At 67.7% G+C, this 12,312-nt stretch carries 7 protein-coding genes; 6 read left to right on the top strand and 1 reads right to left on the bottom strand.

The features are described 5' to 3' along the window. The first annotated feature begins 70 nt into the window (after positions 1-70). The 4 genes from fusA to ACW6W5_RS13185 all read left to right on the top strand — a co-directional run bounded on the left by fusA (position 71) and on the right by ACW6W5_RS13185 (position 6,668). A complete protein-coding gene (gene fusA, locus ACW6W5_RS13200) occupies positions 71-2,113 on the top strand; it encodes an elongation factor G (RefSeq protein WP_152153229.1) in 2,043 nt (680 codons plus the stop codon). Positions 2,114-2,278: 165 nt separating this feature from the next. Then, positions 2,279-3,205, top strand: coding sequence for a M14 family metallopeptidase (locus tag ACW6W5_RS13195; protein WP_152153227.1), 927 nt, complete (start codon positions 2,279-2,281; stop codon positions 3,203-3,205). A gap of 118 nt (positions 3,206-3,323) precedes the next feature. Continuing rightward, positions 3,324-3,881: an ECF-type sigma factor gene (locus ACW6W5_RS13190; RefSeq protein ID WP_183073619.1), complete on the top strand. Its 558-nt coding sequence runs from the start codon at positions 3,324-3,326 to the stop codon at positions 3,879-3,881. Positions 3,882-3,914: 33 nt separating this feature from the next. Beyond that, a complete protein-coding gene (locus tag ACW6W5_RS13185; RefSeq protein ID WP_152153225.1) occupies positions 3,915-6,668 on the top strand; it encodes a serine/threonine-protein kinase in 2,754 nt (917 codons plus the stop codon). A gap of 13 nt (positions 6,669-6,681) precedes the next feature. Here the strand turns inward: ACW6W5_RS13185 and ACW6W5_RS13180 are convergent, their stop codons facing one another. Beyond that, positions 6,682-8,235 (bottom strand): thioredoxin family protein, encoded by a 1,554-nt coding sequence (locus ACW6W5_RS13180; protein ID WP_152153223.1) that lies wholly within the window; start codon positions 8,233-8,235, stop codon positions 6,682-6,684. 306 nt (positions 8,236-8,541) lie between these two features. Between ACW6W5_RS13180 and ACW6W5_RS13175 the strand changes: the two genes are divergently transcribed. Together ACW6W5_RS13175 and ACW6W5_RS13170 are read left to right on the top strand one after the other, a co-directional pair. Next, positions 8,542-11,535: a TonB-dependent receptor gene (locus ACW6W5_RS13175; protein ID WP_152153221.1), complete on the top strand. Its 2,994-nt coding sequence runs from the start codon at positions 8,542-8,544 to the stop codon at positions 11,533-11,535. Positions 11,536-11,615: 80 nt separating this feature from the next. After that, on the top strand, positions 11,616-12,311 hold the full coding sequence (locus tag ACW6W5_RS13170; RefSeq protein WP_152153219.1) for a hypothetical protein: 696 nt from the start codon (positions 11,616-11,618) through the stop codon (positions 12,309-12,311). Position 12,312: the final 1 nt, after the last annotated feature.

Here is a 12,312-nt window from a genome sequence, read left to right as displayed (position 1 = left end):
CAAACTGGCCGCACGCCCGTTAGCCAACGGCGGCGTGCGGCTCCCCGATGTTGGCAGCGAGACCTATCCCATGAACACCCATACCCAGACCCTTACCCTCCGGCGCAACCTCGGCATCATTGCCCACATCGACGCCGGCAAGACCACGCTCACCGAGCGACTGCTGTGGAAAACCGGCGAGATCCATCGCGTCGGTGAGGTGCACGACGGCGCGGCGACCACCGATTTCTCGGCGATCGAGCGCGAGCGTGGCATCACCATCGGCGCGGCCGCCGTGCAGGCCCATTGGGCCCCGCGCGACCAGCCCATCCATCACCTGACCCTGATCGACACCCCCGGCCACATCGATTTCGCGATCGAAGTGGAGCGCTCCCTGCGCGTGCTGGATGGTGCGGTCGCCGTGTTCTCCGCGGTGGACGGCGTGCAGCCCCAGTCCGAATCGGTCTGGCGCCAGGCGCGTCGCCACGGGGTGCCGCTGATTGCCTTCGCCAACAAGATGGACCGCACCGGGGCGTCCTTCGAACGCGTGCTGACCCAACTGCGCGAGAAACTGCGTGCGACGCCGTGGGCGCTGGGCGTGCCGATCGGGACCGAAAGCCAGTTCAATGGCTGGGTGGACCTGGTCGACCGCAGCACCGTGCATTGGGATGACAAGGGCACCGCCCTGCGTCATGCCTGGACGACCGATGAGGCTGCCCAGTGGGTGCCGCAGCGCGAGGCGCTGATCGAGGCCGTGGCCGATGCCGACGACGTGCTGGCACAGGCGTGGCTGGAAGGCACGGTGATCGACAACGCACAGCTGCGCGCGGCGATCCGTCGCGGCACCCTGGCCGGTGCGGGCGTCCCGGTGCTGGCCGGCGCCGCGTTCAAGAGCAAGGGGGTGGAGACGCTGCTGGATGCGGTGGTCGACTATCTGCCCTCGCCACTGGATCGGCCGGCAGTGGTCGCCACCGAGAACGGCAGCGAGGTGCTGCTGCCACCGGATCCGGAGGGCCCGCTTGCGGCGCTGCTGTTCAAGATCACGCACCAGAACCACGGTGCGCTGAGCTTCGTGCGGGTGTACTCGGGCACGCTGAAGGTGGGCGATCCACTGGCCAGTTCGCAGCATCCGCAAGGGCGACGCGTCAGCCGCCTGGTGCGGGTGCAGGCCGACCAGACCCACGACATCAAGCAGGCCGTGGCCGGTGACATCGTCGCGGTGCTGGGCTGGAAGGATGCGGTCAGCGGTGAAACGCTGAGTGCACCCTCGCGCCCGCTGCTGCTCGATACGATCCAGGCGCAGCATGCGGTGCTGGCATGGAGGTTGACGGCGGAGAAGGCCTCGGACCTGATCCGCATCAGCCAAGGATTGGCCAGCCTGGCGCAGGAGGATCCGTCGTTCCGTGTCGAGACCGATGCGGACAGCGGTGAAACCCTGATCTGGGGCATGGGCGAGCTGCATCTGGAGGTGATGGTCGAGCGCCTGCGCACGGAGTGGGGCGTCACCATCCGCACCGGCGAGCCGCGCGTGGCCTATCAGGAAACGCCGAAGCGTGCGGTGCAGCGGGTGGAAGGCAAGGTCGCCAAGCAGACCGGCGGCCAAGGCCAGTTCGCCCAGGTGCTGATCGATGTGATGCCGCGCGAGGATGGCGAGGTGACCTTCGTCGACCGCACCGTCGGCGGTGCGATCCCGCGCGGGTTCGTCAACGCGGTGGAGAAGGGCGTTCGCGCTGCACTCGGTGAAGGCCCGCTGGGCTATCCGGTGGTGGGTATCGAGGTGACGCTGGTCGACGGGCAGACCCACGTCAAGGACTCCTCGGACATGGCCTTCCATCGCGCCGGCAGCGAGGCGGTGAAAGCGGCGCTGGCCCAAGCGGGCACGCAGCTGCTGGAGCCGGTGATGGAGATCGCCATCCACGCGCCGTCGGGCAATGTCGGCGATGTGGTGGGTGACCTCAACCGTCGCAGCGGACGGGTGGCCTCGATCGAGGACCAGGATGGGCAGGCGGAAGTGCTCGGCTATGCGCCGCTGGCGCGACTGGGTGGCTATACCACCTCGCTGCGTTCGCTGACCCAGGGGCGCGCGTCCAGCGACATGCGCTTGAATGGGTATGAGGCGGCGCAGACGGCCTGACCGTCGATGTGGAACGAGAAGAGGGCCGGGCAACCGGTCCTCTTTCTCCGTGTCAGCGTTGGTAGTCCGCACAGCGCCGGATGCCCGCCCGCAGCTAGAATGTCTGCCGCAATGTCGCACGCAGCCAACGGCCGCAGCGACCGGATTTCTCCTTGGAGTACGGCCATGAGCAACACGCATTTTTATCCGATCGGCACCCCCGGCCAGCCGTGGGGCGATGCCGAACGGGCCCAGTGGCGCGCCAATCAGCAGCGCCAGCGCAGCTACCACGACGATGTGGTGGCCGCGCTCGAGCGCCTGGGCGAGCGTTTCGATGTGGTGCAGTACGGCCAGCTGGACTACGCGCCGGATCATTACCCGCTGTTTGCGGTGGTCAGCCATGCGTGGGATCCGGCACTGCCGACCGCGCTGGTGACCGGCGGCGTGCATGGCTATGAAACCAGCGGCGTGCATGGCGCGCTGCAGTTCCTGGATCAGCGTGCCGAGGCGTATGCGGGCCGTATCAATCTGATCGTCGCGCCCTGCGTCAGCCCGTGGGGCTATGAGCGCATCCAGCGCTGGAATCCCGATACGATCGATCCCAACCGCAGCTTCCGCGGTGAGGGCCAGATCGAAGAAGCGGCCTCGTTGATGCGCTGGATGGCCGCGCGTGGCGATGATCTGCTGGTGCACCTGGACCTGCATGAAACGACCGACAGCGATCTGCATGAGTTCGATCCGGCGCGCTGCGCCCGCGATGGCATCGCCCTGGTGCCGGACATCATTCCCGATGGCTTCTACGTGATCGGCAACAGCGAAGATCCGCAGCCGGCGTTCCAGCAGGCGTTGATCGCCGCGGTGGAGAAGATCACGCACATCGCCCCCGCCGACGCCAATGGCGAGCTGATCGGCATGCCGCTGCAGTCACCGGGCGTGGTCTGGGGCGAATCGCGTTCGATCGGCGCCTGCGCCGGGTTCACCGACGCGCTGTACGCCACCACCACCGAGGTGTACCCGGACAGCCCGCGGACCTCGCCGCAGGAATGCAACGATGCACAGGTCGCGGCGGTATGCGCTGGCCTGGACTTCGCCCTGGCCCATCCGCGCGCCTGATCGCCCCCCGTTCCCGCCCCCCGCCGGCGCGCTGGTGCCAAGGCGCCCGTGCGCTATCATCGGCCATCAGGGACGGGGGCGTCTGGCCGGAGAGGCTGGCGTCTTGGGAGCGGGGATGATGAGTGGCGATGTCACGCAGTGGCTGCACCGGTGGCGGCGCGGGGATCCGCAGGCGCAGGCGCATCTGTTTGATCTGATCTATCCCGCGCTGCGCGAGATGGCAGCAGCCCGTATCGGCCAGCGCCATGCCGACGTGACCCTGCGGCCGACCGCGTTGATGCATGAAGCGCTGTTGCGGGTGATGGGCTCGGACGTGGAGTTCGTGGATCGCGCGCACTTCCTCGCGCTGGCGGCCTTGAAGATGCGCGCGGTGCTGGTGGATTTTGCGCGCAGTGGCGCGGCAGCCAAGCGCGGGGCCGGGGCGTGGAACCTGACCTTGTCGCATGCTGATCAGGACGTGCCCTATGCGCCGACCTGCGACTACGAGGTCCTGGCGCTGCACCAGGCGTTGATCCAGCTCGCCGGGCACGATGAGCGCGCCGCACGTGCGGTGGAATACATGTATTTCGGCGGGATGGACCGCCAGGAAATCGCGGTCGTGCTGGAGGTGTCGGTGCCGACGGTCGACCGCGATCTGCGCTTTGCGAAGGCTTGGCTCAATCAGCGCCTGGCCTAATCGGGGGCGTTATCGTGACAGGGGGATGGGGCAATGACGGATGACCGCTGGCAGCAGCTGCGCACGATGTTCGATGCGGCGTGCGAACTGCCGCCGACCGCGTGGCGCACCGAGCTGGGGCGGATGACCAACGATCCGGCCCTGCTGGATGAGGTGATCGAGCTGCTGGAAGCGCAGACCATGGCGCTGGACAGCGCGCAGCGCCCCCTGCGCGAGTTGATTGTCCAGCTTGCCGAGCCGGATGTGCAGGTAAGTGAACGGATCGGTCCTTGGCGGCTCACCCGGCGCGTGGCCAGTGGCGGCATGGGAGCGGTGTTCCTCGCCGAGCGCGCTGACGAGACCTACCAGCAACGGGTGGCGATCAAGTTGCTTCGCGGCTTGGCGACGACCGAGATCAGCCAGCGCCTGGCCGCCGAGCGGCAGATGCTGGCCGGGCTGGAGCACCCCAACATCGCCCGGTTGTACGACGGTGGCAGCACCCCTTCCGGCCAACCCTATCTGGTGATGGAGTACGTGGACGGCGAGCCACTGGACCGCGCCTGCTGTGACCGTCCGCTCGATCTTTCCCAGCGCCTGCAGCTGTTCGTTCGGATCTGCCGTACGGTGCAGGCCGCGCACGCACGCCTGGTCGTGCACTGCGATCTCAAGCCCAGCAATATCCTGGTGCGCGCGGACAACGAGCCGGTGCTGCTGGATTTCGGCATCGCACGCTGGCTGGACAGCGCAGCCGAGTCCCGCGCCGACCGTTTCTACACGCCGGTCTACGCCAGCCCTGAACTGATTGCGGGCGAGCCGGTGGGTGTCACCACCGACGTGTACAGCCTCGGTGTGATCCTGGTCGAGATGCTGGCCGATCGCCGGCTTGGCCATGATGGGCAGCCGGCGGGTGCCGCGGTTCCGTTGCCCAGCCGCTGGGCGCGGCCATCGTGCGCGTGGCGAAAGCACCTGGAGGGAGACCTCGATGCGATCGCGGCCAAGGCCAGCGCACGTGACCCCGCCCAGCGCTATGGCTCGGTGGAGGCGCTGGCGGATGACATCGAGCGCTGGCGGACGCATCACCCGGTGCGGGCGCGAGGCGGGCGAGCGGGCTACCGCACGCACCGGTGGCTGCGTCGGCACTGGCAGGCGGCCGGCGTGGCCGTCGCGGTGACGGCCATGGCGGGCGGCTTCGTCTGGCGATTGAGCGAATCCAGTGCGCGCGCTCAGGAAGAAGCGGCGATCGCCGAGCAGGTCAGCGAGTTCCTGGTCGCCGCCTTCGATGCCGCCGATCCGCGCGAGCGCGGTGCACGCGGCACCGAAGATGTCAGTGCACGCGCAGTGCTCGATGCCAGCGCGGCGCAGGTCGATGCGGAGCTGGCCGATTCGCCGGCGTTGCGGGCGCGCCTGCAGAGCGTGCTGGGGCGCGCGTACCAGAACATCGGCCTGCCCAAGCAGGCCGAGACGCTGCTGCGCAGCGCGGCTGAAGGCCTGGCATCGCCGTCGGTCGATCGCGCGCGCCTGGCGGCGCAGACCTACAGCGATCTGTCGGTGGAGATGAGCAACGGCAAGCGGGGCGAAGAAGGCCTGAAGTACGCCGAACGTGCGCTGCAGCTGCTTGATCGCGAAGACGATGCACGCACGCGCGCACATGTGCTGAACTCGCTGGGCCTGGCCTACAGCCAGCTGGAACGCTATCCCGAGAGCGAGGCGGCGTTCCAGCAGTCGCTGGCAATGCGCAGCACCGTCCGCGAGCCGGGCACGGAAGGCGGCACCGCCACGGTGATGCAGAACATGGGGCTGATGTACCGCAACCGCGGTGAGCTGGACAAGTCCGAGCAGCTGCTGCGCGACTCGCTGGAGATCAAACGGCGCCGCAGTGAGACCAGTGCCGATTACCAGCACGGACTGCACGCACTGGCCATGACCCTGCAGGAAGGCGGCAAGCCGAACGAGGCTGCACCGCTGCTGCTGCAGTCGCGCGATCTCAGCCTGCAGCTGTATGGACAGGACAGTTCCCGCACGGCCCTGGCGTACTGCGAGTTGGCCTTGCTGCACATGGATCTCGGTCGTTACACGGAGAGTGCGGAGGGCTTTGATACCTGTCTGCGCATCAGTGCGCTCACCAGTGGCGAAGACAGCATCGACCACGCGATCAACCTCAACAACTACGCCAACCTGGAAGAAGCCCGCGGCGATATGGGCAAGGCGGAGCAGCTGTACCGGCGCTCGCTGGCGATCCGCCGCCAGGTCCTGGGGCCGGACAAGCCTTCCAGCCTGCGGGCAGAGATGAACCTGGCGCGGCTGCTGATGCGCAGCGGTCGTGCCGACCAGGCCGGCCCGCTGATCCAGCGCGTGTTGCCGATCTGGCAGCGGATCAGCCCGGCCGACGCGCCGGATCTGCGCATTTCGCACCTGGGCGAGATCGAGTGGATGATCCACCGCGGGCAATCGGCGCAGGCAGAGCAGGCGCTGCTGGCGATGGCGCCGATCGTACCGTCGATGTCGCCGCCGTTGCAGCTGCGCTACCAGCAGATGCAGGCCGAAGCGGCGCTGCGTGCCGGGCAGGCCGCCTTGGCGGCGACCCGCTGGCGCGCGGTGCTGGAGGGCAATGTTGCGTTGTTCGGGGCAGAAGCGCCGTCCGTGGCACGCTACCGCGTACCGCTGGCCGAGGCGCTGCAGGCCAACGGCGAGCGGGAGGCTGCGCGCCGGCAGATCGCGCAGGCCAAGCCACTGCTGGAGGCAGAGCTGGTGCCCGGCGCACCCTATCTGCAGCGACTGCATGCGCTGGAGGAGCGCCTCAAGGGTTAGGCGACGCCCCGCATCAGCTTTTCAGCCACCCCTGGCAGCCCGCACTGCCGTCGTCCGAGGTGGCCGCCTTTGCGCACGTTGCGGTCATCCGCGCCTGCAGCCGGCTGAGGCTCTCCGCGCCGTGATGCTCGCGGCTCCACGCCTGCAATGCGGTACCGAGCCGTTCGAAGCGCTGGCGGGTGCGCTGGTGGTAGCCGGCCGGCTGCACGGCGAGATCGGCGATCACCTCGCCTGTGGCGGTCTCGATCGCCGCCGCATCATCCGGGCTCAGGCGCAGCAGGCCCTCCACGTACAGCACGCCCCACTGCACGCGGGTGGCCGGCCCCTGTGCGCCCTGGTAGGCCTTGTGCAGCCAGGCGATGGCCGAAGCCTTGTCGCCGCGTTCTTCGGCAAGGTCGGCCAATTCAGGCATGTAGTAGTACGGCGTCTCACTCCGATCAAGCTCGGCGAGCAGCAGTTTCTCTGCCGCAGCGTCGTCGTTGATCTGGCGCAGCACGTACACCGCGGTGCTGATCGTCGCTTGGCGCTCGTGCAGCGTGGTCGCGGCCGCATCGGCGGCCGCGACGCGTTGCGTCGCCCTTGTCTTCAGCGCGGCCGGAATGGCCTGGTCGGGGTGCTGCTGGCGCTGCAGGGCGAGTTCGGTGATCACCGTGCCCAGCCGCGCATCGGCCTTGTCGCCGAGTGCGTGGTCGGCGGCATCCAGCGCCTTGAGCAGCTGCACTCCCAGCTGCTGCGCCTGTTCCGGCGTGGCACTGGCCAGCGCCACCAGGGCAGGGCCTTGGTAGCCGAGCAGGTCACGATTGGCCCGGACCTCCGCGGGTGCTGCAAGAACGGCATCGAGCAGGGTGCGGGTGCGGGTGCGTTGCGCCGGTGTGGGTGTCTTGTCCGGCTTGCCGGCGCCGAGCGCCAGTAACGCGAACCGCCGCTGCAGCGCAGGCTCGGGCGCCGCCTTGGCCAGTTGCTGCAGCAATGACGCTGCATCACGATCACCGGCGAGGCGATTGGCATCCACTTCCCAGCCGTAATCGCCGAGCACGCGCCAGTCGTCGGCGCTGACGTCCCCGGGTGTGCTCAGGGCGTGCTGCAGCACCTCGCTGACGGCCGTGCGGCGGCCGGCGGCCAGGGTGAGTGCGCGGGTCAGCGCTTCACTGTCGTTGCCACCGGCCAGGCGGGTGAGCTCGTTGCGCTCGGGGTCGAGCACGATCAGCGTCGGGTAGCCGCGCACGCCGAAGCGCTCGCCCCAGGCCTGCGCGCCTTCTTCGTCGCCATCCAGATAGACGGGCACGTACTGCCGGGTCAGCGCGATGAAGGCCGGATCCTTGAACAGCGTGGCCTTGAGCTGGTTGCAGGGCGGGCACCACACCGCGCCCCAGTACAGCAGCACCGGTTTGCCGCTGTCGCGCGCCTCGGCGAAGGCGTCGTCCACGTCGCCGTGGCGCCAGGCAATTTCCGCAGGCGCCTGCCCGGTCGCAGCAGGCGTGGCGGTGGCAGCGGGGGCGGGGGCAGGGGTGCAGGCAGGTAGCAGGGTGACCACACCCAGCAGACCAAGGGACAGAGCAAGGCGCATTGAGGAATCCAGAAGGGGAGGCAGGGCAGGAGGCGTGCCTGATTGTAGGAAGCGTGGGCAGCTCCGGCCGCATCCCCTTGATTCGGATTGCTTATGACGGCAGGCCTTGCCGTGATAAGGCGCGTGCAGCCAGCCTGCGCGCTTCGCCTGCGTAGCGTTGCCATGCCGCTCGCGCGGTGACGAATGTCATGGTTGGGTCGCACGCGATATCGCCATCGGCGAACACGACATAACGCCTGCGCATTTCTGCATTGGGGCAGGAGCGGGATTAATGAAATCGCTTCCCCCACTACCGATTGCCCCACGATGACAATAGCTCGTTCTTCCCTGCGCCCGCACCTGCTGGCAGTGGCGGTGTTGCTCGCCACCGCATCTCCCTTGGTACATGCACAGTCCACCACCGGCGCGATCGCCGGTCAGGCGCCTGCATCGGCGCAGCGCATGTTCGTTCGCAGCGACACCGGCCTTACCCGTGAAGTGACGGTGGACGCGCGCGGTCGTTACACCATCCCCCAGCTGCCGCTTGGTCGTTACTCGGTGGAGGCGCGTGATGCCGACGGCAACGTGCTGCAGACCCGGCAGAACGTCGCGCTCACCGTCGGCACCAGCACCGAGGTCTCCTTCGCCGAGGTCACCCGGCTGGATGGCGTCCAGGTCAGCGCCGACCGCGCCGCGGCGGCCATCGATGTCAGCAGCGTGGATTCGCGCACCGTGATCACGGCCGAGCAGCTGCAACGGCTGCCGCTGGGCCGCTCGGCCGAGGCCATTGCCCAGCTCGCGCCCGGCGTGATCGGCAACAGCGGCAACGGCACGTATGCCGGCCCGACCGGCGCCCAGCTGGTGAGCTTCGGCGGTTCGTCTGCCGCAGAGAACGCGTACTACATCAACGGCTTCAACAGCACCGACCCACTGCGCGGCCTGGGCGGCCTGACATTGCCCTACGGCAGCATCGACCAGCAGGAAATCTATACCGGCGGCTACAGCGCCAAGTACGGCCGCTCCGATGGCGGCGTGATCAATGCGGTCGGCAAGCGCGGCACCAACGCGTGGCACTTCGGTGGCCAGGCGACCTGGGAACCGGCGTCAGCGCGTTCGGACAAAGATGACGTGCGGTATCCGGGTGACGGTGCGCTGTATGCGCCGGAGAGCAAGGACCGCGAGTGGGTCAGCACGCAGAGCATCTACGCTGGAGGCCCGCTGATCGAAGACCGGCTGTTCTTCTTTGGCTCCTACGAGCTGGAGCGCCGCGAGGGCACCGACGTCAAGAATGTCGAGGCCACCAATGCGTATTCCAATTACGAGTACGAGCGCCCGCGCTGGTACGCCAAGGTGGATTGGAACATCACCGACAACCACCTGCTCGAAGTGACCGGCGCCTCCAGTCGCAACGTCTTCCGGGGCGACATCTTCGCCTACGACTACGACACGCTCACCCGTGGCGCCCAGCGCGGCAAGGAAGACACCACCAAGACCGGTGGCGACCTGTGGACGGCCAAGTACACCGGGTACCTCACCGATCGGCTCACTGTCAGCGCGCAGTACGGCGAAATGCGCACGGATGACTACATCGGCAACCCGGCCTACGACGGCAGCCTGACGTACATCAACAGCCCCACGCTGCAGAACCCGGCCCTGACCGGTGGTGTGCCGATCACCAATGCGCAGACCACCTCGCTGCTGGTCAACCCGGACCGGGGCAACCGCAGCAACAACCTGCGGCTGGATGCCAACTACGTGTGGGGCGACCACAGCATCACCGTCGGCATCGACAACCAGAACGCCCGTGCCTTGAACCGTGGCTCGGTCGCCTCGGCCGATGGCTACTACTGGATCTACGGGCAGTCCAACCCGAACGTGCCGATCAACACCGGCCTGGGCGTGCCGGCCACCGGCGGCATCCGCAATGGCGAAGACGGCTACTACGTGCGGCAGTACATCTACAGTGCGCTGGCCTCGGTGCGTGCGTCGCAGCGGGCGCAGTACATCGAAGACAACTGGCAGGTGACCGATCGCCTGCTGCTCAACCTCGGCCTGCGCCTGGATCAGTTCACCAACTTCAACCGCGATGGCGATGCCTACATCAAGCAGACCAGCGGTCAGTGGGCGCCACGTCTTGGGTTCAGCTGGGACGTCGATGGCGATGGGCGGTTCAAGGTGTTCGGCAACGTGGGGCGCTACTACCTCGCACTGCCGCTGAACCCGGCCTTCAATGCGGCGGGTGCGACGCTTGCCACCTCGACGTACTACACCTACGGCGGCATCGACAGCAACGGCTACCCGACCGACCTCACCCAGTTCTCCGGCGCGGTGTCGGCCAACAACAACTACGGCCTGCTGCCGGATGCGAAGACGGTGGCGACCTCCGGCATCGAGCCGTCCTACCAGGACGAGTTCATCCTCGGCTTCAGCAAGGCACTGGGCCAGAACTGGGTGTACGGCGCCAAGGCGACCTACCGCGTGCTGCGCAGCGGCGTGGACGACTACTGCGATATCGATGCGGTGCTCGGCAAGGCCAGCAGCCTGGGCTACAACGTGACCAAGGACAGCAACCCGGTCAGCTGCTGGCTGATCAACCCCGGGCGCGCCAACACCTTCAATCTGGTCGACACCGGCGGCAATTACGTGACCGTCCCGCTGAGCAACGCGGAAATGGGCTTCCCGCAGTTCAAGCGTAACTACTACGCGGTGAACCTCTCGCTGGAGCATCCGTTTGATGGCCGCTGGTATGCCCGCGGCGACTACACCTGGTCGCGCAGCTACGGCACCACCGAAGGGCAGCTGCTCTCCGGCATCGGCCAGACCGCCGTGTCCACTACCCAGGCATGGGATTACGCCCAGCTGATGGAGCACACCAACGGACCGCAGAGCAACGATCACACCCATCAGTTCAAGCTGCACGGCTATTACCAGCTGACGCCGGAGTGGCTGCTCTCGGCCAATCTCAAGGTGCTCTCCGGCTCGCCGTTCAGTGCGCTGGGCTCGTATGGGCCGGACTACGAAGACCCTTCCGGCTATGGCATCGCGTATCACTTCTACAATGGGCAGCCGGCGCCTCCGGGCAGCCAGGGGCGCCTGCCGTGGCTGAAGCAGTTGGACCTGGGGGTGTCCTACCGCCCCGCGGTGGCCGAGGGGCGGCTGGGCTTCAATCTGGATGTCTTCAACGTGTTCAACAGTCAGGTGGCGCTGTGGGAGTCGCCGTACTCCGAGCTGGATCCGGGCCAGCCCGATCCGCTGTATGGCGCAGCGACCATCAGGCAGGCGCCGCGATCGCTGCGGGTCAGCGTGAGCTATGACTACTGAGCGGTGCCTCGCGAGCGGCGGTATGGCATGACGTTCACGGATCGCGAGGCAGTCTGGGGCCATTGTCAGGGGAGCCCCTTATGCAAAAGCAGATCCGGAACAGCGCAGGGTGGATGGCGGTCGGTTTGACGGCCCTGCTGTGTGCCTGTTCGCCGCAGGGCGAAGGCGTTGCCACAGCCGTGGTGCAGCCCAGCGGTGCGGACCCGGGGGCGGCGAAGGCCGCTGATCCGGGTCCCGCCGCGGCCACTGCCGGGCGCCCGTCACCGGTGTATCAGGACGCGGCGCCCGGCATAGCGGTTGGCCCGGTCGTCGGTACCCGGGTCGCCCGCGATTTCCAGCGCGATTACCTGGCGTCCCCGACCTGGAAGCTGTTCGCGCCGCCGGACAGCGTGGGCATGCCCTTGGTGGCGCTGGTGCTGGAAGGCTCGGATCGGGTCACTGCCGGGGAGTTGCGGATCGGACGCAGCGACAACGCCGCATCGGTCCGCACCTGCCTGGATACGCCAGCAGAAGCGAGCGGTCCTGCCGCCTCGGCACCGGTGGATATCGGCGGCGTCCCGTTCACGCACTTCACCGTGGGCGATGCGGCGATGAGCCACTACGTGTCGGCCGAGAGCTATCGTGCGGTTCACCACGGCAGCTGCTATGCGATCGACCTGGTCGTGGCTGGCACGCGCCCGGAGGTCTACGATCCGCCACGCGCGCCGCCGTTTACGCAGCAGGAGGCCGCGACACGGCTGGCCGACGCACTCACGGCGGTGTACTGGGTGCCGTGAA

It is taken from the genome of Stenotrophomonas sp. IS26 (assembly GCF_054188265.1).
Note: the sequence above shows the minus strand (reverse complement) of the source record. Positions and strands in the feature narration are given on the sequence as shown.